The 19,200-nt window shown below is 61.6% G+C and carries 22 protein-coding genes; 13 read left to right on the top strand and 9 right to left on the bottom strand.

The window, feature by feature from the left end; genetic code table 11:
• Positions 1-17: 17 nt before the first annotated feature.
• The 4 genes from IT763_RS06995 to IT763_RS06980 all read right to left on the bottom strand — a co-directional run bounded on the left by IT763_RS06995 (position 18) and on the right by IT763_RS06980 (position 2,301).
• Positions 18-488: a YkgB family protein gene (locus tag IT763_RS06995; RefSeq protein ID WP_176063490.1), complete on the bottom strand. Its 471-nt coding sequence runs from the start codon at positions 486-488 to the stop codon at positions 18-20.
• A 64-nt stretch (positions 489-552) separates the two neighbouring features.
• Positions 553-843: a pentapeptide MXKDX repeat protein gene (locus IT763_RS06990; protein WP_016928491.1), complete on the bottom strand. Its 291-nt coding sequence runs from the start codon at positions 841-843 to the stop codon at positions 553-555.
• Between the two features lie 59 nt (positions 844-902).
• The gene (locus tag IT763_RS06985; protein ID WP_049299842.1) at positions 903-1,679 is read right to left on the bottom strand and encodes a molybdopterin-dependent oxidoreductase; all 777 of its coding nucleotides are present in this window, start codon (positions 1,677-1,679) and stop codon (positions 903-905) included.
• 10 nt (positions 1,680-1,689) lie between these two features.
• Positions 1,690-2,301, bottom strand: a complete 612-nt coding sequence (locus IT763_RS06980; RefSeq protein WP_049299843.1) for a cytochrome b/b6 domain-containing protein — start codon at positions 2,299-2,301, stop codon at positions 1,690-1,692.
• A 150-nt stretch (positions 2,302-2,451) separates the two neighbouring features.
• Between IT763_RS06980 and IT763_RS06975 the strand changes: the two genes are divergently transcribed.
• Together IT763_RS06975 and IT763_RS06970 are read left to right on the top strand one after the other, a co-directional pair.
• Positions 2,452-3,165 (top strand): response regulator transcription factor, encoded by a 714-nt coding sequence (locus tag IT763_RS06975; RefSeq protein WP_016928494.1) that lies wholly within the window; start codon positions 2,452-2,454, stop codon positions 3,163-3,165.
• A gap of 3 nt (positions 3,166-3,168) precedes the next feature.
• Positions 3,169-4,677: a HAMP domain-containing sensor histidine kinase gene (locus IT763_RS06970; RefSeq protein WP_206195291.1), complete on the top strand. Its 1,509-nt coding sequence runs from the start codon at positions 3,169-3,171 to the stop codon at positions 4,675-4,677.
• Here the strand turns inward: IT763_RS06970 and IT763_RS06965 are convergent.
• On the bottom strand, positions 4,649-6,067 hold the full coding sequence (locus IT763_RS06965) for a heavy metal sensor histidine kinase (RefSeq protein WP_206195290.1): 1,419 nt from the start codon (positions 6,065-6,067) through the stop codon (positions 4,649-4,651). The two genes, IT763_RS06970 and IT763_RS06965, sit on opposite strands and share 29 nt — an antisense overlap.
• On the bottom strand, positions 6,064-6,735 hold the full coding sequence (locus IT763_RS06960; RefSeq protein ID WP_016928497.1) for a heavy metal response regulator transcription factor: 672 nt from the start codon (positions 6,733-6,735) through the stop codon (positions 6,064-6,066). The genes IT763_RS06965 and IT763_RS06960 overlap by 4 nt, the downstream gene beginning before the upstream one ends.
• 140 nt (positions 6,736-6,875) lie before the next feature.
• Between IT763_RS06960 and IT763_RS06955 the strand changes: the two genes are divergently transcribed.
• From IT763_RS06955 to IT763_RS06940, 4 genes are all read left to right on the top strand, one after another.
• A complete protein-coding gene (locus IT763_RS06955; protein WP_049299846.1) occupies positions 6,876-7,499 on the top strand; it encodes a hypothetical protein in 624 nt (207 codons plus the stop codon).
• Positions 7,500-7,512: 13 nt separating this feature from the next.
• Positions 7,513-8,118, top strand: a complete 606-nt coding sequence (locus IT763_RS06950) for a cytochrome b/b6 domain-containing protein (protein WP_048795952.1) — start codon at positions 7,513-7,515, stop codon at positions 8,116-8,118.
• Positions 8,111-8,878 (top strand): molybdopterin-dependent oxidoreductase, encoded by a 768-nt coding sequence (locus IT763_RS06945; RefSeq protein WP_033640918.1) that lies wholly within the window; start codon positions 8,111-8,113, stop codon positions 8,876-8,878. The genes IT763_RS06950 and IT763_RS06945 overlap by 8 nt, the downstream gene beginning before the upstream one ends.
• A 122-nt stretch (positions 8,879-9,000) precedes the next feature.
• Positions 9,001-9,528: a hypothetical protein gene (locus IT763_RS06940; protein ID WP_143778750.1), complete on the top strand. Its 528-nt coding sequence runs from the start codon at positions 9,001-9,003 to the stop codon at positions 9,526-9,528.
• Between the two features lie 149 nt (positions 9,529-9,677).
• Here IT763_RS06940 and ygbI read toward each other — a convergent pair whose 3' ends face one another.
• Positions 9,678-10,448, bottom strand: a complete 771-nt coding sequence (gene ygbI, locus IT763_RS06935) for a DNA-binding transcriptional repressor YgbI (RefSeq protein WP_206195289.1) — start codon at positions 10,446-10,448, stop codon at positions 9,678-9,680.
• Between the two features lie 283 nt (positions 10,449-10,731).
• On the opposite strand from ygbI, the gene ltnD reads away from it, so the two are divergent.
• The 6 genes from ltnD to IT763_RS06905 all read left to right on the top strand — a co-directional run bounded on the left by ltnD (position 10,732) and on the right by IT763_RS06905 (position 16,385).
• On the top strand, positions 10,732-11,646 hold the full coding sequence (ltnD, locus tag IT763_RS06930) for an L-threonate dehydrogenase (RefSeq protein WP_143778748.1): 915 nt from the start codon (positions 10,732-10,734) through the stop codon (positions 11,644-11,646).
• Positions 11,646-12,905, top strand: coding sequence for a 3-oxo-tetronate kinase (gene otnK / locus IT763_RS06925; RefSeq protein ID WP_305792054.1), 1,260 nt, complete (start codon positions 11,646-11,648; stop codon positions 12,903-12,905). The genes ltnD and otnK overlap by 1 nt, the downstream gene beginning before the upstream one ends.
• A complete protein-coding gene (locus IT763_RS06920; protein ID WP_371811605.1) occupies positions 12,902-13,534 on the top strand; it encodes an aldolase in 633 nt (210 codons plus the stop codon). Before otnK ends, IT763_RS06920 begins: the two co-directional genes overlap by 4 nt.
• A 3-nt stretch (positions 13,535-13,537) precedes the next feature.
• A complete protein-coding gene (otnI, locus tag IT763_RS06915) occupies positions 13,538-14,314 on the top strand; it encodes a 2-oxo-tetronate isomerase (RefSeq protein ID WP_016928506.1) in 777 nt (258 codons plus the stop codon).
• 106 nt (positions 14,315-14,420) lie between these two features.
• Entirely contained in the window at positions 14,421-15,791 is a 1,371-nt protein-coding gene (locus IT763_RS06910; protein WP_016928507.1) for a GntP family transporter, read from the top strand.
• 63 nt (positions 15,792-15,854) lie between these two features.
• Positions 15,855-16,385, top strand: a complete 531-nt coding sequence (locus IT763_RS06905) for a GNAT family N-acetyltransferase (protein ID WP_016928508.1) — start codon at positions 15,855-15,857, stop codon at positions 16,383-16,385.
• 4 nt (positions 16,386-16,389) lie between these two features.
• Here IT763_RS06905 and IT763_RS06900 read toward each other — a convergent pair whose 3' ends face one another.
• Complete coding sequence (locus tag IT763_RS06900; protein ID WP_016928509.1) at positions 16,390-17,262, bottom strand: LysR family transcriptional regulator; 873 nt, start codon at positions 17,260-17,262, stop codon at positions 16,390-16,392.
• Positions 17,263-17,353: 91 nt separating this feature from the next.
• Between IT763_RS06900 and IT763_RS06895 the strand changes: the two genes are divergently transcribed.
• Positions 17,354-18,334: a nitrilase family protein gene (locus IT763_RS06895; protein WP_206195288.1), complete on the top strand. Its 981-nt coding sequence runs from the start codon at positions 17,354-17,356 to the stop codon at positions 18,332-18,334.
• Between the two features lie 90 nt (positions 18,335-18,424).
• On the opposite strand, the gene ompX is transcribed toward IT763_RS06895, so the two are convergent.
• A complete protein-coding gene (ompX, locus tag IT763_RS06890; protein ID WP_004939201.1) occupies positions 18,425-18,943 on the bottom strand; it encodes an outer membrane protein OmpX in 519 nt (172 codons plus the stop codon).
• Between the last annotated feature and the right edge of the window lie 257 nt (positions 18,944-19,200).

Raw genomic sequence — 19,200 nt, 5'->3', positions numbered from 1 at the left:
CCAGGCTACGCCCTTTTTTATGCCTGCTCGGCCGGCAAATCGGCTTTCAACAGCACCAGGGAACCGGCCAGCAACACCAGATCCTTGATTAAAAAGCTGGTGGCGCCGGCCATGGCGGGAAAACCGCCGGCGGAGGGCTCCCAGGCGCCCGGCGTGGAAAAGATCAGCGTCAGCGTGGTCAGGTAGGTCACCGTCGATCCGATCGCCCCCAGCAACCCCAGCCGCCGCGACCAGAATCCCGCCAGCAGCAGCAAACCGAAGCTCCACTCGGCGACGCCCAGCGCATAGCTGGCGCCGCGGATGCCGAACGCCTGGTGCATCCAGCTCAGCAGCGGGCTGTTGCCGATCAGTAGCACCAGTCCCTGCGCTTCGTAATCAAACCACTTGGCGTAGCCGAAGGCGGCGAAGATCACCACCAGCGCCGCGCGCATAAAGATAACGTCCCCGTTCGAGCGCCGAAAGCGCCTCAGCCATGTCGCCAGCATCATCCTCTCTCCTTATGTTGCCCGCGGCCGCCGCGGTTTGCCGCTTGCGGCCGCGGGGTACGGCGGCTTACTGCCCCATCGCGTCCTTTTTCATTTCGTCTTTCTTCATGCCGTCTTTGGCCATACCGTCTTTCGCCATGCCATCCTTTTTCATGGCGTCTTTCCCCATCTTGTCTTTCTTCATGCAGTCCTTGCCCATGCACTCTTTCTTCATCCCATCTTTCGCCATGCCGTCGTGCGACATCTGGCTCATGCCGTCCTTTTTCATCGCGTCTTTGCTCATGCCGTCCGCGGCGTTGGCGCCGGCCACGCCCAGCATCAGCGCGCTGCACATCATCATTGCGAATAACTTTTTCATGGTATTTCCTTCCGTCATGTCAAAGGCACCGGAGTGCCGGAGAATGGCCGGCGGCCGCCTCAGCTGCCGCCAAACCAGTTGTAACCCTGGTCTTCCCAGTAACCGCCCGGGAAGCGGTTGGTGACCTCGATCACCTGAATGTGCTTCGGATTCTTGTAGCCCAGCTTGGTCGGCATGCGCAGCTTCATCGGGTAGCCGTACTTGCGCGGCAAGATCTGGCCGTCGTAGGTCAGCGCGATAATCGTCTGCGGATGCAACGCGGTGGCCATGTCGATACTGGTGTAGTAGTCGTCGGCGCATTTGAAGCTGACGTAGCGGGCGCTCAGATCCGCGCCGATCGCCTTGAGAAAGGTGGCGAACGGCACGCCGCCCCACTTGCCGATAGCGCTCCAACCCTCGACGCAAATATGACGCGTCACCTGGCTGACCTGCGCCATCCGATGCAGCTGCGGCAGGCTCCAGGCGCGCTTGTCCTGCACCAACCCCGCCACCTCCAGCCGATAGTCGTCGCCGTTGATGTCGGGCGCGTCCTCCTCGGCGTAAAAGGCGTTGAACGGGAATGGCCGGGTGATCATCGACTCCGGGTAGACCGGCGCCAAACGATCGCCGTTGAACAGCCAGCCCTGCACCCGATCGTTGAGGCGCGAAATGCGGCTCAACGCCTGCTCGACGTTGGCGTTGCCGCTGAGATCGCAGCCGGTAAGCATGGCGATACCGCCCAACGTCAGGCCGTTGCGCAGAAAGCGGCGGCGGGATGACGCGGTCAACAAGCGCTGCGCTTCTTTGACGATCGCCTGCCCTTCAACGATCGTCATGATTTGTTTATCCTTTTCCATCATTCACTCCTTAGCGTCCGCGCAGCATGGCCAACAGCGTGCGGGGCACCAGCGCCACCATCACCAGATGGATCGCGACGAAGGCCACCAGCGCCGACATGGTGAAAAAGTGGATATAGCGCGCCGCTTCATAGCCGCCGAGCAGCGTGCGCAGCAGTGGAAACTGCACCGATTTCCACAGCACCAGTCCGGACAGCGCGCTCAGCACACCAAGGAGCATCACCGACAGATAGGCCACGCGCTGCACCATGTTGTAGTGGCGCAGATCGGCGTGCTGCAACCGGCCGCGCAACGCCGCGCCAACATCGGCGAGAAACTGCTTCGGGCTGAGCGGCCAATATTTGCGTTTGAAACGCCCGCTGGTCAGGTTAAGCAGCAGGTAGCACAGCCCGTTGACGCCAAACAGCCACATGCCGGCGAAGTGCCACTGCAGCGCGCCGCCCAGCCAGCCGCCGAGCGTCAGCTCGTTGAAAAAGCTGAAGTTGAACAGCGGCGAGGCGTTGTAGATGCGCCAGCCGCTGGTCACCATGATCAGCATCGCCAGCGCATTCAGCCAATGCGTTAACCGCAGCCACAGCGGATGTACGGTCTGTCGTTGTTCCGGGGTGAGAGTGAGGCTCATAACGATTCCTGCCAGCTAACGATGCGATGAACCGAGTATTCCCCGGATTTGTTCCCCAAGACCTCACGCAGAGTTAAATAAAATGTGATAACTCCGCCGATGGCGGTTGTGTAGACTTCAGAGAGAATCGGGCAATCAGCGGTAATGAGAATGGACAAGCCAAAACGAATTTTGATCGTCGAAGACGACGGCGACATCGCCGAGCTGCTGCAGCTGCATCTGCGTGACGAGGGTTACGCCATCAGCCACGCCGCCGACGGCAATCAGGGCATGGCGATGCTGGAACAGGGCGGCTGGGACGCCTTGATCCTCGATCTGATGCTGCCGGGCGTGGACGGATTGGAGATTTGCCGCCGGGCGCGCACCATGACGCGCTACACGCCGATCATCATCACCAGCGCGCGCTCCAGCGAGGTGCACCGTGTGCTGGGGCTGGAGCTGGGCGCCGACGACTATCTGGCCAAACCCTTTTCTATGCTGGAGCTGGTGGCGCGGGTCAAGGCGCTGTTTCGCCGCCAGGAGGCGATGAGCCGCAACCTGCGCATGGACGCCGGCGCGCTCAGCTTCAACGATCTGACCATCGATCCTATCGCCCGCGAGGTGCGCCTGCACCAACAGCCGATCGAGCTGACGCCGCGCGAATTCGACCTGCTGTACTTTTTCGCCCGCCACCCGGGCCAGGTGTTCTCGCGCCTCAGCCTGTTGAATCAGGTCTGGGGCTATCAGCACGAAGGGTATGAGCACACCGTCAACACCCATATCAACCGGCTGCGCATCAAGATTGAGCGCAATCCGGCGGAACCCGAGCGCATCCTCACGGTGTGGGGCATGGGCTATAAATTCGCGGCCGCGCCGCAAGAGTGAGCCATGAAAAACCTTACGTTAGCGCAGCGCCTCACGCTGATCTTCGCGCTGCTGATCGTCATCGGCTGCGCCTTTTCCGGCTGGATGCAGGTGCGCAGCAATACCCAGTACAGCCAGGCGGTGATCCAGCGCCTGTCCGGCAACCTGGCGCAGCATATCGCCGACAGCAATCCGCTGCTGGGGGTGAACGGGCCGGATCCGCAGGCGGTGCATACCCTGTTCGATCAGCTGATGGCGGTGAACCCCAGCGTTGAGGTTTATCTGCTCGACAAGCAGGGCGCAATCATCGGCAACGCCGCGCCGGCCGGGCATCTGAAGCGGCAGCGGGTCGCGCTGGTGCCGCTGCAGGCGCTGCTCGATGGCGCGCAGATGCCGGTGTACGGCGACGATCCGCGCAGTGCGGACGGGCGCAAGGTGTTCAGCGTTGCGCCGCTGAAGGTCGACGGCCGGATCGAAGGTTACCTGTATGTGGTCTTGCTCGGTGAGGAGTACACGGCGCTGGCCAGCAACGCCCAGTTCAACTCGGCGGTCAGGATGGCGCTGTGGACCTCCGGGGTGATGGTGCTGTTCAGCCTGCTGGCCGGCGGTTTCGCGTTTTACTGGGTCACTCGCCCCATCCGGCGCCTGACCCGCCAGGTCAATGCGCTGGACAGCGGCGGCATCGAGGCAGTGCAGGCCTACGCGGCGCTGCCGGCGGCGCCGGCCGGGCGCGACGAGGTCAGTCAGTTGCAACAGGCCTTTCACCGCATGGCGCAGCGTCTCGCCGAACAGTGGCAAACGCTGGCGCAGCAGGATCGGCTGCGGCGCGAATTCATCGCCAACGTCTCGCACGATCTGCGCACCCCGCTCACCTCGCTGCACGGCTATCTGGAAACGCTGTCGGTCAAGGCCGCCGCCCTGAGCGACACCGAACGGCGCCGCTATCTGGAGATCGCGCTGGCGCAGAGCCGCAAGGTGGGCAAGCTGGCGCAGGAGCTGTTCGAGCTGGCGCGGCTGGAGTACGGCGTGGTGAAACCGCAGAAAGAACCCTTCTCTCTCAGCGAACTGCTGCAAGACGTGTTCCAGAAGTTCGAGCTGGCGGCGGAGGCGCGCAATCAGCGGCTGCACGCCGACATCGCTCCCGGCATTCCGCCGGTGTTCGCCGATCTCAGCATGATTGAGCGGGTGCTGACCAACCTGCTGGACAACGCCATTCGCCATTCGCCGCCCGGCGGCGACATTGGCGTGCGGCTGTGGCGGCAGGAAGGTCGGGTGATGGTGCAGGTCAGCGACAGCGGCCCCGGCATTCCGCAGACGCTGCGCGCCGATCTGTTCGTGCGGCCGTCGATCCTGAGCGGCGCCCAACGCCCCGCCGGCGGGCTGGGGTTAATGATCGTGCGGCGCATTCTGCAACTGCACGACAGCGACATCCAACTGATTGAACAACCGCAAAGCGGCGCCTGCTTCCGCTTTGCCATTCCGCCGCGTGAGTCCGGCACAACGGTTATTGCGCGAGCGGGAACCGCAGGCTGAAAATGAGGCTGGCGGCAGACGCGCGCCCGGTACATTCGGCGCGCACCTCACCGCCGTGCAGCATCATGATGGCGCGTACGATAGACAGCCCGAGGCCGCTGGCGTGGCTGCCGGCGCTGCGCGCGGGATCGGCGCGGTAGAAACGATCGAACAGTTTTTCCAGCTGTGCCGGCGCGATCGGCGGCCCCTGATTGATGACCTGCACCCACCAGGCATCGGCGCGCCGTTCAGCCCGCAGGACGATCAGGCTGTTTTCGTCGGCATAACGCACCGCGTTGGCCACCAGGTTGCTCAGCGCCCGCTGGAACAACATCGCGTCCGCCTTCAGCTCGCCTTCCCCCTCGCAGCTCAGCGCGATGCCGCGTTCTTCCGCCAGCCCTTCGAAGTAATCCGCCACCCGCCGCAGCTCTGCCGCCACATCCAGACGACTGTAGTTCAGCGCGGACTGCGCCTCACCGGCGCGCGCCAGAAACAGGATGTTTTCCACCATGCGCGAAATACGCTCCAGCTCATCCATATTGTCCGACAATAGGGTTTCGTACTCCTCCACGCTGCGGGGTTGATACAGCGCCACCTGACACTGGCCCATCAACGCGCCCACCGGGGTGCGGATCTCATGGGCCAGATCGGCGGAAAACTGCGTCAGCCGCTGATAACCTTCATTCAACCGATCGAGCATCGCATTGAACGAACGGGTCAGCTGCTGTAACTCCTTCGGCGCCCCCTGTTCGCTGAGGCGCGTCGACAATGTATTGGGCGCGATCTGCGACGCCTGCGCCGCCATGCGCCATAGCGGCTTCAATCCCCGGCGCATGACCCCATAGCCCAGCAGCGCAATCAGCAGGAAAGCCACAATGACCGCCGCGACAATACGCCACCGGTAACGCGCCAGCATCTTCTGCTCATTGACCATGACGTGCGCGGCGGAGATCTGCAGCAAACTGCCGTCTTCCAGGCGCACCATCGCCGACGCCGCGCGCAGCGGCACCCCCTGCGCCGTTTCCCCGCCGCGCACGGCGGCCAGCGTCTGCGCCTGTTCGGGCGGCGTCGGCGCGATCGGCGGCAGGGCCACCCTGGCCGGATTCACATTGATGAGCGGCTTTTGCCCCGGGATTTGGAAAATCAGCACGTCCTGTTCATTGCCCAGCATATTTTCGAACAGGCCGTTATTGGCGGTCAGACGCGCCAAAGGAAAGCGCTGCCCCAGTAAATGGCGGAAATACTCGATGCGCCCGGTCACCTGCAGATCGCTGCGGAGCGTCATTTCCTGACGCATGGCGCCAAACAGATACCAGCCCGTCCCGCTCACCACGCAGGCGGCCACCAGCGCGAACAACATGGCGGTGCGCAGCGTCAGCGACACCGGCCGACGTGAAGCGCGGGCGTTCACGAGCGCGGCTCGCAAACATAGCCGATGCCGCGCACGCTGTGGATCAGCTTGACGTCGAACGGCCGGTCGATTTTGGCGCGCAGGCGTTTGATCGCCACGTCAACCACATTGGTGTCGCTGTCGAAATTCATGTCCCACACCTGAGAGGCTATCTGCGTGCGCGACAGCACTTCGCCTTCGCGCCGCACCAGCAGATGCAGCAGCATGAACTCCTTGTTGGTCAACGGGATCACCTGATCCTGGCGCACCGCCCGGCGGCGCAATACGTCCAACTGCAGATCGGCGATGGCGTAATGATCGGCTTCGCGCGCCGGCCCGCGGCGCAGCAAGGTGCGCAAACGCAGCACCAGCTCGGTAAAGGAAAACGGCTTGATAAGATAGTCGTCCGCGCCCAGCTCCAGACCGTGGATGCGATCCTGCACGCCGTCGCGGGCGGTGAGAAACAGGATCGGTACGTCGCTTTTCTTGCGCAGCACCTCGATGACCTGCCAGCCGTCCAGCCCCGGCAGCATGACATCGAGCACGATCGCATCGTAATCCTGCTCCAACGCGCGAAACAGCCCATCGGTGCCGGTACGCGCCAAATCGACGCCGTAGCCCGCCTCACCCAGCCCTTTCTTCAGGTAATCCCCTGTGCCGATATCGTCTTCAACAACCAGTATTCGCATGCTCGCCACCTCGTTACGTCTGCAAAAATACTAGCAGTTTCGGCGGACAAACTTGATGACATTAATGTCATCAAACGGCCATGGCGCTGACCCAGTAGGTCAACCATGCTTAACCGGCAAACTCATTTCAGGAGAACGTTATGATTACCCGTCATCGTATAGCCGGTTTATTGTTATCCACATTACTGCTGTCCAGCGGCTTGGCCGCCGCCCAACCGCCGGGCAAGGTGATTGCGCCGCTGCGCGGCACCATCAGCCAGGTTGCCGACGGCAATCTGCAACTGACCGATCGCAAAGGCGAGACACTCAGCGTCAAGCTGAACGATCAGACCAAAGTGCTCAGCGTTTCCAAAGCCACGCTGGACGACATCAAACCGGACAGTTTTATCGGCACCGCCGCCGTGCCGCAGCCGGACGGCACGCTCAAAGCGCTGGAGGTGCACGTGTTCGCTGCCAGCCTGCGCGGCACCGGCGAAGGGCATTCGGCCTGGGAATCCGCCGACGGCAAAGTGGACACCATGACCAACGGCACCGTCGGTAAACTGCTCAAATCCAACGGCCGCACCCTGACCGTCACCTACGGCAACCAGCAGAAAACCGTCGTCGTGCCGGAAGACGTGCCGATCGTGACGCTGGATCCGGGCGATCTGAGCCTGCTGAAACCGGGCGTGCACATCGTGCTGTTCTCCGCCGCCGACGATAAGGGCCAGCGCGTCGCCACCCGCATTTCCGCCGGCAAAGACGGCACCGTGCCGCCGATGTAACCGGAGGAAAGCCATGAAAACCAACGCGTCGCGGCCGGTGCATCGCTGGCCGGTTCGAATCACTCATTGGATCAACCTGTTCGCCATGGTGTGCATGTTCATGAGCGGTTGGGAAATCTACAACGCCTCGCCGCTGTTCGATTTCCGCTTTCCGCCGCAGATGACGCTGGGCGGTTGGCTGGGCGGCGCGATTGGTTGGCATTTGGCGGTGATGTGGCTATTGGCGCTCAACGCCGTCTGCTATCTGCTGTGGAGCCTGTTCAGCGGTCATTTTCGCCGCGATCTGTTGCCGCTTCGCATCGGCGCGCTGCGGCAGGATATCTGGCTGGCGTTGACGCTGCGCCTGCGCCACCGGCATGGCCACTATAACGCCATTCAGAAACTGATGTACCTCGGCGTACTGGCGCTGGGTCTATTGCTGGTGCTGTCCGGCCTGGCGATTTGGAAGCCGGTTCAGCTGCAGGGATTGGTCGCGCTGTTTGGCGGCTTCGATTTCGCACGCTACGTGCATTTTTTCGCCATGGCAGGCATCGGCCTGTTCGTGGCGATCCACGTCTTTATGGTGGCTGTCGTGCCCAAAACTCTGTGGGCGATGATAACGGGTGGCAAACATGAATGAGAAAAAACAGCGGGCAGCCGCGCCGACGCTGGAACCGGACCAAAAAAAGCAGTTGGTCAATCTGCAACGCCGGCTGATGTTGCGCTCCGGGCTAACGCTGGGCGGCATCGCCATGCTCACCGGTTGCAACCTGCAAGACGGCGATCGGGTGGATAAGGTGCTGTGGGCCATGTCGCGCTGGAACGACCGGGTGCAGGCCTGGCTGTTCAGCGGCCAGCGGTTGGCGCAAACTTACCGCCCCGATCAGATTACCCAGCCTTTCCCCTTCAACGCGTTTTACCCGGAATACAACGTCCCCGAGATCGATCTTGCCGGCTATCGGCTTGAGGTCGCGGGGAAAGTGGAGAAAAAAGCGCCCTGGACGCTGGAACAGCTGCAGCGGCTGCCACAGCAAAGTCAGATCACGCGTCTGATCTGCATTGAGGGCTGGAGCGCCATTGGTCAATGGGGCGGCGTGCCGCTGCGCACCTTTCTGCAGCACGTCGGCGCGGATCTGAATGCCGGTTACGTCGGCTTCAAATGCGCCGATCGTTACTACGCCAGCCTCGACATGGCCACCGCGCTGCACCCGCAGACCATCCTGGCGCTGGATTTCGGCGGCAAGGCGCTGCCGGCGGACTATGGCTACCCGCTGCGGCTGCGCGTGCCAACCAAACTGGGGTTCAAAAACGCCAAACATATCGCCGCGATCTTCGTCAGCGACGTCAATCCGGGCGGCTATTGGGAGGATCAGGGCTACAACTGGTTCAGCGGCATTTAGTTTTGCGCGGCGCTGCGCACAACCCTCATCGGCGGCTGGAGGATTGTCTCCGCCGCGATTAATAATCTGTTCGTCACAAAGGGGATAACTATAGGAAAAATAATAGTAAAAAGGATTTTATCATGGAGATTGATGTGAGGGAGTCACATACAGGGGTAGCAGACACATACAGGTATCAGATTGCGGTCAGAAAAGATGATGGTAAAACGGCCATCTATCATTTGGATTTCAAGAAAATTGGGCAAAACATGCACCATTGGTTTGCCCCAGTGTATGTGGACACGGCTCTCCTCAATAATGCTTTCTCTCTGGAGTTTTATGATGTTAAGGCGTTGAGCGACGCAGACAGGCATCGGCGCTCAGCTTTCGATACCTATACCGCAATGCGTTATACCCTTTTCCAACGCGAACGCTTATTCGTAGTTGGCATCGGGGAAACCCTTCTCAAGTTTGCCTATCAGTATCATGCCAGGCTCATCTTAAGCGCACCGTTAAGGCCAGCATTAGCTAAAATTTATGATTTATTGTTGAAAAAATACGCCCACAAAGGGCATTATTTATACAAAATAGAGTTTATAAAGGACGGCCTCTATGTCATCGAAATCCCGCGTAACCCCCATAGCATCCCACACTTACCAGCAGCACGTTAAGGAACAGCGCCTGAAAGAGATGCAAGCTTTCCACGAAGAGTGGTGGGAACAAAGGCGCCGCGAATGGCGTGAACGCGGCGGCGTTGAAGCCAGTGAACCGCCCGCACGTGGCATCGATACCGAACTTTCATCCTGATCCCGCTTCGTTCTTATTCCTCTTCTCCCGCCGTCAGCAATGCAATCCCCGCGTGCTCAATGGCCTCCCGCGCGGCGGCGGGCAACCCTTCGTCGGTAATGACGGCGTCAAAGGCGGCGATCGGCAGCGCCAGGTAGGTCGCGACCTTGCCGTATTTGGACGTATCGCTGAGCAGAATGCGGCGGCGGCTGGCCTCGACGATGGCCTTCTTCACCATCACCTTGTCTTCGTTCGGCGTCGACAGGCCGCGCATACTCCACGAAGAGGCGGAGATGAACGCCAGATCGATAAACAGACCGCGCAGCGCCTGTGCCGCCGCTTCGCCGACGCAGGAGCGGTTTTCCCGGCACACGGTGCCGCCGGTGTGGATGATTCTGCACTGGCTGTGTTCGATCAGGAAGCCGGCGATGACAAAGTCGTTGGTCACCACCGTCAAATCGTCACGTTCACCGATCTGTTTCGCCAGCGCCAGCGTGGTGGTGCCGGCATCCAGATAGATACAGCTGCCGGCGGGAATTTGCCGCGCCGCCAGCCGGCCAATGGCGAGTTTCTGCCGGCTGAACATCCCCTCTTTGGCCTGGTGCGAAGGTTCGCTCGCCACCCGCTCGGGCGCCTGCACGCCGCCCGAGACCGACTGCACCGCGCCCTGTTCCTCCAGTTTTTGCAAATCACGGCGGATCGTCATGTGCGATACCCCCAGCCGTTCGGTCAGCTCGGCAATGCTGACGACGCCGCGTTCGGATACCAGCGCAAGAATTTGTTGATGGCGTTCTACAGGTATCACGGTTCCCTCTCGTTGCTGCGGTGATAATAATTGTGATTTTACGTCAATTTTCGTTCGCCGATAGCCCTAATTTTTCGCGGCGTGACGACGCGCGCAGTTAGGCCAGGTAAACATAAACTTATTTAAAAACATAATAATAATGTTGATACGGGCCAGAAATCAGACGAAAAACTCGTTTCACACATTGTTAATTATTGTGATATCGATCGCGGATAAACCATCGACAAGCGCTTACATTTAACACAACAAAACAAATTATCACTAAAATTAACAGGAGTGCAGTATGACACACCCAGGGAATTATGCCGTCTGCATCATCGGACTGGGCGCGATGGGCATGGGCGCGGCGCGTTCGTGCCTCCGCGCCGGATTGACCACCTACGGGGCGGACCTGAATCCGCAGGCGCTGGCGACGCTGCAGCAGGCTGGCGCGAAACAAACGTCTACCAGCGCGTGCGACTTCGCGGCCGAGCTGGACGCCGTGCTGCTGCTGGTGGTGAATGCCGCCCAGGTGAAGCAGATCCTGTTCGGCGAACAAGGCCTGGCGCCAAAGCTCAAGCCAGGCACCGCGGTGATGGTCTCTTCGACCATTTCCGCCGATGACGCCAAACAGATCGAGCAACGGCTGCTGGACTACGGGCTACCGATGCTGGACGCGCCGGTTTCCGGCGGAGCGGCCAAGGCGGAGGAAGGCCAGATGACGGTGATGGCCGCCGGCGCCGACGCCACCTTCGAGCGTCTGCAACCCGTGTTGGACGCCATCGCCGGCAAGGTTTACCGCATCGGCGAGACGATCGGTCTGGGCGCGACGGTAAAAATCATCCATCAGCTGTTGGCCGGCGTGCACATCGCCGCCGGAGCGGAAGCTATGGCGCTGGCCGCCCGCGCCGGCATCCCGCTGGACGTGATGTACGACGTGGTCACCCACGCCGCCGGCAACTCCTGGATGTTCGAAAATCGCATGCGCCACGTGGTCGACGGCGACTATGCGCCCAAATCGGCGGTGGATATCTTCGTCAAGGATTTGGGGCTGGTGGCGGATACCGCCAAGGCGCTGCACTTCCCGCTGCCGCTGGCCTCTACCGCTTTTACCATGTTTACTGCCGCCAGCAACGCCGGTTACGGTAAAGAAGATGACAGTGCGGTAATCAAAATCTTTACCGGCATCGATCTGCCGCAGAAAAAGGAGGCGCTCTGATGCTGCTTGGCGTAATCGCGGATGACTTTACCGGCGCGACCGACATCGCCAGTTTTCTGGTGCAAAACGGCCTGCCGACGGTGCAGCTGAACGGCGTGCCGCAAGACGAAACCCAGATCAATGCACAGGCGGCGGTCATCAGCCTGAAATCGCGTTCCTGCCCGGCAGAACAGGCGGTCGAACTGTCGTTGCAGGCGCTGGCCTGGTTGCAAAAACAGGGCTGCCGCCAGTTCTACTTCAAATACTGCTCCACTTTCGACAGCACCGCACCGGGCAATATCGGCCCGGTGACCGACGCCCTGCTCACCGCGCTGGGGGAAAATTTCACGGTTGTCTCACCGGCGTTGCCGGTAAACGGCCGCACGGTCTATCAGGGCCACCTGTTCGTCGGGGAACAGCTGCTGTCTGAATCCGGCATGCGTCATCACCCGGTCACGCCAATGACCGACAGCAACCTGCTGCGCCTGATGGAATCCCAGGCCGCCGGGCGCTGCGGGCTGGTGACGGCGGCGGAAATGGATCGCGGCGCCGAGGCGGTCAGCGAGAAGCTGCGCCAACTGGCCCAGGAAGGCGTGCGCTACGCGGTGCTGGATACGCTCAACGAGCGGCATCTGCTCATCCAGGGTGAAGCGTTGAAAACGATGAAGCTGGTGACCGGCGGTTCAGGCCTGGCGATCGGCCTGGCGCGGCAATGGGCGCAAAGCGGCGATCGTGCGGCAGAGGCGGCCGGCGCGCCGCAGGGGGAAAAGGCAGCAGTGCTGTCGGGCTCGTGTTCTGTGATGACTAACCGGCAGGTGGCGCACTATCGCGAGCGCGCTTCGGCGCAGGCCATCGATATCGACCGTTGCCTCGAACCGCAGGCACGCGCCGCCTACGCCGCCGAGTTGGCGCACTGGGCGCAGCATCACGCCGGGGAGGCGCTTGCCCCGCTGATCTACGCCACCGCGGCGCCGGAAGCGCTGCAGCAAACGCAACGGCAGCACGGTAGCGCCGCCAGCGAGGCGGTGGAGGCGTTGTTCGCCGAATTGGTGGTGCAACTGCGCCAGTTGGGATTCAGCCGCTTTATCGTCGCCGGCGGAGAAACCTCCGGCGTGGTCACGCAGGCGCTGGGCATTCGCGGCTTCCATATTGGCCCCAGCATTTCCCCCGGCGTTCCCTGGGTGCGCGCCAGCGATCGGGCGATTTCCCTGGCGCTGAAATCAGGCAATTTTGGCGATGAAGCCTTCTTCGCGCGCGCGCAAACGGAGTTTCCAGTATGACCATGACCATCGAACAACAGGCGCGCGAAGAGATGGTGCGCCTCGGCGCCTCGTTTTTTCAACGCGGTTACGCCACCGGTTCCGCCGGCAACCTCTCGCTGTTGCTGCCAGACGGCGCGCTGCTGGCGACGCCGACCGGCTCTTGCCTGGGCGAGCTGCAGGCCGATCGCCTGTCTAAAGTGAGCCTGAACGGCGACTGGCTCTCCGGCGACAAGCCGTCGAAAGAGATCAGCTTTCACCGAGCGCTGTATCTGAACAATCCTGAATGCAAAGCGGTGGTGCACCTGCATTGCACCTACCTCACGGCGCTCTCTTGCCTGCAGGGGCTGGACGTCGACAACGCCATCAAACCGTTCACCCCCTATGTGGTGATGCGCGTCGGCAAGGTGCCGGTGGTGCCCTACTATCGCCCCGGTGACGAAAGGTTGGCGCAGGATCTGGCTCGCCTGGCGCCGACCCACCGCGCCTTTTTGCTGGCCAACCACGGGCCGGTGGTGACCGGTAAAAGCCTGCGAGCGGCGGCGGACAATGCCGAAGAGATGGAAGATGCGGCGCGGCTGATCTTCACCCTCGGCGATCGTCCGATCCGCTATTTGACCGATGATGAAATTGCCGAATTACGGAGCTGACCCATGCCTAAATTTGCCGCCAATTTATCGATGATGTTTACCGAGGTGCCGTTCCTCGATCGCTTCACCGCCGCTGCCGAACAAGGCTTCAGCGCGGTGGAATTCCTGTTCCCTTACGAACATCCCGCCGAGCTGTTGGCCGAAAAGCTGCGCGAACACGGCCTGCAACAGGTGCTGTTCAATACCGCGCCCGGCGATGTCGCCGCCGGCGAATGGGGGCTGGCGGCGCTGCCGGGCCGCGAGCAAGATGCGCGCGCTGATATCGATCGCGCGCTGGCCTACGCCATCGCCCTTTCCTGCCCCTGCGTGCACCTGATGGCCGGCGTGGTGCCCGCGGGCGCGGATCGGCAGCGTTATCTCGACACCTTTATCGCCAATGCGCGCTATGCCGCCGACGCCTTCGCCCCGCACGGCGTCAAGGTGCTGATCGAAGCGCTCAGTCCACCGGTCAAGCCCGACTACCTGTTCGCCAGTCAACATCAGGCGGCGGAAGCGGTGGCGGCGATCGAGAGACCGAACGTGTTCATCCAGTTCGACTTTTTCCACGCGCAGTTAGTGGACGGCAATATCAGCGGGCTGCTGGAAACGCTGGCCGGGCGCTACGCGCATATCCAGATAGCCTCGGTGCCGGATCGTCATGAACCGGATGAGGGCGAACTGAATTACCCGTGGCTGTTCGACAAGCTGGATGCGCTCGGCTATCAGGGCTGGATCGGTTGCGAATACCGCCCGCGTGGCGACACCGCCGCCGGACTCGGCTGGCTGAAGCCTTACCGCTAAAGCCGCACGCCGACACCAGGAAAACGATTTTATAACAATGAAACGCACCCGTATCGCCACGCGGCGATCGCGGTGCCCAACGCTTACCCAACGAAAGGCTTTTTTCATGTCTACCTCTCTGCTGTTGCTGATTGCCGTACTCGGCGTGGTGCTGCTGTTATTGATGGTGATCAAGGCGAAGGTGCAACCCTTTGTCGCGCTGTTGGTGGTCAGTCTGCTGGTGGCGTTGGCCAGCGGCATTCCGACCGGTGAAGTGATGAAAGTGATGACCGCCGGGATGGGCGGCGTGCTTGGCTCGGTGACCATCATCATCGGTCTGGGGGCGATGCTCGGGCGCATGATCGAACACTCGGGCGGCGCCGAGTCGCTGGCGCAACGCTTCAGCCAGGGGCTGGGGCCGAAACATACCGTCGCCGCGCTGACCCTCGCCGCATTTATCCTCGGCATTCCGGTCTTCTTCGACGTCGGCTTTATCATTCTGGCGCCGATTATTTACGGCTTCGCCAAGGTCGCCAAAGTGTCGCCGCTGAAGTTCGGCCTGCCGATGGCCGGCGTGATGTTAACGGTACACGTCGCGCTGCCGCCGCACCCCGGCCCGGTCGCCGCCGCCGGCCTGCTCAACGCCGACATCGGTTGGCTGACCATCATCGGCCTCGCGATCTGTATTCCGGTCGGCGTGATCGGCTATTTCGCCGCCAACTACCTCAACCGCAAAACCTATCCGTTATCGATAGAGGTGCTGGAACAACTGCAGCTGGCGGCGCCGGAGCCGCGGCCGGAAGATCACGCGCCGCTCAGCGATCGCATCAACCCGCCCGGCGCCGGCCTGGTGGCGGCGCTGATCGTCATCCCGATCGCCATCATCATGCTCGGCACCGTCTCCGCCACGCTGTTGCCGGCAGGCTCGGCGCTGCGCGATGCGCTGTCTCTGCTGGGGTCGCCGGCGGTGGCGCTGATGATAGCCCTGCTGCTGGCCTTCTACTTCCTGGCGCTGCGCCGCGGCTGGAGTCTGCAACACGCCAGCGACGTGATGGGCGCCGCGCTGCCGACCGCCGCGGTGGTGATCCTGGTGACCGGCGCGGGCGGCGTGTTCGGCAAGGTGTTGGTGGAATCCGGCGTCGGCAAGGCGCTGGCGGAAGTGCTGACGGCCATCGGCCTGCCGCTGGTGCCCGCCGCGTTTATCATTTCTCTGGCGCTGCGCGCTTCGCAGGGTTCCGCCACCGTGGCGATCCTGACCACCGGCGGCCTGTTGTCGGAAGCGGTCAGCGGGTTGAATCAGCTGCAGCTGGTGCTGGTGACGCTGGCGACCTGTTTCGGCGGACTGGGGCTTTCCCACGTCAACGACTCCGGTTTTTGGATCGTCACGCGCTATCTGGGGCTGTCGGTGGCCGATGGCCTGAAGACCTGGACGGTGCTGACCACCCTGCTCGGCCTGAGCGGCTTTCTGTTCACCTGGCTGTTGTGGCTGGCGGTGTGATTTCTCTGGCATACTGAACGCCGTTGTTTTTCATCGCCTTTCACCCTGTGCAGGAGCAGCAACATGACCGTAATCAACACCGCGCCAACGCTTATCACCGAACGCCTGCGGCTGGACGCGCACACGCTGGACGACTTCGACTCGCTGGCCGCTCTGTGGGCCGATCCGCTGGTGGTGCGCTATATCGGCGGCACGCCGCGCGACCGGGAAGACTCCTGGGGGCGCCTGATGCGCTACGTCGGCCACTGGGCGCTGCTGGGATACGGGTATTGGGCGGTGCGTGACAAACAAAGCGGCGAGTATCTCGGCAGCATCGGCTTCTCCAACTTCCTGCGCGACATCACCCCGGCGCTCGACGCGCCGGAAATGGGCTGGACGCTGGTGAGCTCAGCGCACGGCAAAGGCTACGCCACCGAGGCGCTGCGGGCGGCGCTGGCCTGGGGTAAGACGCACCTGCCGGGCGCGCAAACCGTCTGCATCATCTCGCCGGAAAACCAGGCCTCGCTGGCGCTGGCGAAAAAAGTCGGCTTTAGCGAAAGCCACCGCAGCGAGTATCACCAGAGCCCGATCGTCGTGATGCATTGCCCGCTTTGAATGCCTAAGCGCGTTGCACCGTCAACGCCGTCTGAATGAAGTTGTCCCGCAGCGCGTCGGCGCGCTGCGGATCCCAAGCGATACCGACCTGCCACTCCGTCTCCTCGCCGCTCAGCGGTAAAATGTCGATACCGGCCGGCGCGATATGCGTGATGCTGTGCGGCAGCAGCGCGACACCTACGCCGGCGGCAACCAACGCCAACAACGTTTGGATATCACCGGCCTGCTGCACCACATTCGGCACCAACCGGTGAGCGGCGATAAACCGCAGCGACTGATCGCTCAGCCCGCGCCCGCGTTTGGGCGTCAGCTGCAACAGCGGCAACTGATTGAAACGCGCCATCAGATCGTCGGCGCGCAGCGCCAGCGCGCCCGGCGCGGCCAGCACCAACCGATCGCTCAGCAATGCCACGCCGCACAGCGGCGTATTGACCGGCAAACGCACGAACCCCGCCTGCAACTCTCCCTGCAGCAACAGCTGATACTGGCGTTCCGACGGCAAGTCCTCCAGGCCGATCGCCACCTCGGGGAACCGTTGGCGAAAGGCCGCCACCAGCTGCGGCGCCAGATGAAAGCTGGAAAGGCCAAATCCCAGCGACAGCCGCCCCGCTTCCCCGAGGGCCACCCGCCGCGCGCGCCGCTGAAACTGCTGGTACTGCGCCACCAGCGCCTGCGCCTCCGGGTAGAGCCGCTGCCCGCCGGCGGTGAGCACCGCCCCCTGTCGGCCACGCTCGAACAATCGAATGCCGAGCTGGGTTTCCAGCGCCTGAATTTGCTTGCTCAGCGCCGGTTGGCTGATGCATAGCCGGCTCGCCGCCTGACGATAGTTGCCCTGTTCGGCCAGCGCCACCAGGGCGCGCAGTTGTTTTATATCCATTCCATTAAGTTATCGAATAAGGAATTTAATTGATTATACAGTAATCAATCCACCTGCTGTAATCAACGCAGACCCTAACCGGAGAGACCCCATGACCATCTCATTGCGCGCCGCCACGGTGCAATTCCAGCATCGCGCCAACGATAAAAATTACAACCTGTCGACCATCGAGCGCTTTATCGCTCAGGCGGCCGAGCAGCAGGTACAGCTGCTGGCCTTCCCGGAAATGTGCATCACCGGCTATTGGCACGTACGCCATCTGTCCGACGCCGAAGTGCGGGCGCTGGCGGAACCGATCGCGGCCAGCCCTTCGCTGGCGCGCATTCGCCCGCTGGCGGAGCGTTACAACATGGCGATCGGCGTCGGGCTGATCGAGCTGGGCGATGACGGCCGTTGCTACAACGCCTACGCCGTATGCCTGCCGGACGGCGCGCTGCATGTGCACCGTAAACTGCACGCCTTCGAACATCCGGCTCTCGCCAGCGGCGATCGCTATACGGTGTTCGACACCCCCTGGGGCGTGCGCGTGGGCGTATTGATCTGTTGGGACAACAATCTGGTGGAGAATGCGCGCGCGACGGCGCTGCTGGGCGCGGAGGTGTTGATGGCCCCGCACCAGACCGGCGGCACCCATTCGCGCAGCCCGCACGGTATGAAGCCGATCCCACCGGCGCTGTGGCAGCGGCGAGCGGAAGATCCGCAGGCGATAGAAGCCGCCTTTCGCGGCGAACACGGCCGCGGCTGGCTGATGCGCTGGCTGCCCTCGCGCGCTCATGACAACGGGCTGTTTTTGCTGTTCAGCAACGGCGTGGGCCGCGATGACGATGAGGTACGCACCGGCAATGCGATGATCCTCGATCCCTACGGCCGCATCGTGGCGGAGACCTGGGCGGCGGAGGACCGGCTGGTCAGCGCCGATCTCGATCTGACGCTGATCCCGCTCAGCACCGGCCGCCGCTGGATTTACGGACGCCGCCCCGAGCTGTACGGTTTACTGACCGAACCGCAAGGCTATGAGCGCGATGCCCGCAGCGCGCGCTTTTCGACGCAGCCGACGGGGCGCGGCAGCTAATGACAGATAAAAAAAATCCGCCCGAAGGCGGATTTTTTATCCGCGCGGCAACCGGTGCCGCGCATTCACGCCCGCAGGCATGAAGAAATCTTAGAAGCGGTAGCCTACGCCAACGTTCCAGCTGCCAACGTCCACGCTGCGGATGCGGCTCTGCTCGTAGCCAACGTCCAGGGCAACGTTTTCGATTGGGTTGAACTGCAGACCGGCACCGTAGGTGAAGCCGTAGTCGCTGTTGCCACCTTTGTTACCGCCAGCCTGGGCGTTGTCGATGTTTTTGCCGTAGCCAACACCGATCACACCGTAGATGCTCGCCCAGTCGTTGAAGCGGTAAGCTGGACCTGCGGTGATGGAATCGTACTGAGATTTCTTGTAGAAACCGCTTTCAGAACGATTTTTTTCCAGGTGGGTGAAGGAGCCGATCACACCCAGTGGGTTGTTGTCGAACTCGTAACGGTATTTCAGGTTGAAACCGTTGGCCTTGTTAGCAACGCCTTGGAGATCACCCTGCGCATAGCCAGCGGATACGGTGCTCTGACCAGCGAATGCGGTACCTGCGCTAACTGCTAATACGCAAGCTGCTACTGCGGAAAGACATGCAATTTTTTTCATAACCACCTCAAACGCGTTTTATTATTAAGTACATCCATTTGTTCATGCTTTGAAAATATAACAAAAATTAGCGTGAAACTCTGCCTTGAAATGAGTGTCTAATGCTTTATATCGTGTAACAGAAGATTTCAAGAACAGTGTATCTGCTTCTTTTCGCTCTATTTTCGGCCGTATTCTACGGCTTTCTGTGACAAAAATCACCAATTTAATATCCAGATAATTCTTAAGAAAAAGCGCACTTTTTGACCAAATTCGCC

It is taken from the genome of Serratia sp. CMO1 (assembly GCF_015689115.1).
GTDB lineage: Bacteria > Pseudomonadota > Gammaproteobacteria > Enterobacterales > Enterobacteriaceae > Serratia > Serratia marcescens.
This window is presented reverse-complemented; position numbering and strand designations above follow the sequence as displayed.

Bases quoted from the DNA above. Each gene is read 5' to 3' on its own strand.
- IT763_RS06975 (WP_016928494.1), top strand. From the start codon at position 2,452: ATGGACAAGCCAAAACGAATTTTGATCGTCGAAGACGACGGCGACATC.
- IT763_RS06995 (WP_176063490.1), bottom strand. From the start codon at position 488: ATGATGCTGGCGACATGGCTGAGGCGCTTTCGGCGCTCGAACGGGGAC.
- otnK (WP_305792054.1), top strand. From the start codon at position 11,646: ATGCTGCTTGGCGTAATCGCGGATGACTTTACCGGCGCGACCGACATC.
- IT763_RS06990 (WP_016928491.1), bottom strand. From the start codon at position 843: ATGAAAAAGTTATTCGCAATGATGATGTGCAGCGCGCTGATGCTGGGC.
- ompX (WP_004939201.1), bottom strand. From the start codon at position 18,943: ATGAAAAAAATTGCATGTCTTTCCGCAGTAGCAGCTTGCGTATTAGCA.
- IT763_RS06960 (WP_016928497.1), bottom strand. From the start codon at position 6,735: ATGCGAATACTGGTTGTTGAAGACGATATCGGCACAGGGGATTACCTG.
- IT763_RS06905 (WP_016928508.1), top strand. From the start codon at position 15,855: ATGACCGTAATCAACACCGCGCCAACGCTTATCACCGAACGCCTGCGG.
- IT763_RS06950 (WP_048795952.1), top strand. From the start codon at position 7,513: ATGAAAACCAACGCGTCGCGGCCGGTGCATCGCTGGCCGGTTCGAATC.
- IT763_RS06900 (WP_016928509.1), bottom strand. From the start codon at position 17,262: ATGGATATAAAACAACTGCGCGCCCTGGTGGCGCTGGCCGAACAGGGC.
- IT763_RS06955 (WP_049299846.1), top strand. From the start codon at position 6,876: ATGATTACCCGTCATCGTATAGCCGGTTTATTGTTATCCACATTACTG.
- IT763_RS06985 (WP_049299842.1), bottom strand. From the start codon at position 1,679: ATGGAAAAGGATAAACAAATCATGACGATCGTTGAAGGGCAGGCGATC.
- otnI (WP_016928506.1), top strand. From the start codon at position 13,538: ATGCCTAAATTTGCCGCCAATTTATCGATGATGTTTACCGAGGTGCCG.
- ltnD (WP_143778748.1), top strand. From the start codon at position 10,732: ATGACACACCCAGGGAATTATGCCGTCTGCATCATCGGACTGGGCGCG.
- IT763_RS06980 (WP_049299843.1), bottom strand. From the start codon at position 2,301: ATGAGCCTCACTCTCACCCCGGAACAACGACAGACCGTACATCCGCTG.
- IT763_RS06920 (WP_371811605.1), top strand. From the start codon at position 12,902: ATGACCATGACCATCGAACAACAGGCGCGCGAAGAGATGGTGCGCCTC.
- IT763_RS06970 (WP_206195291.1), top strand. From the start codon at position 3,169: ATGAAAAACCTTACGTTAGCGCAGCGCCTCACGCTGATCTTCGCGCTG.
- IT763_RS06940 (WP_143778750.1), top strand. From the start codon at position 9,001: ATGGAGATTGATGTGAGGGAGTCACATACAGGGGTAGCAGACACATAC.
- IT763_RS06910 (WP_016928507.1), top strand. From the start codon at position 14,421: ATGTCTACCTCTCTGCTGTTGCTGATTGCCGTACTCGGCGTGGTGCTG.
- IT763_RS06895 (WP_206195288.1), top strand. From the start codon at position 17,354: ATGACCATCTCATTGCGCGCCGCCACGGTGCAATTCCAGCATCGCGCC.
- IT763_RS06945 (WP_033640918.1), top strand. From the start codon at position 8,111: ATGAATGAGAAAAAACAGCGGGCAGCCGCGCCGACGCTGGAACCGGAC.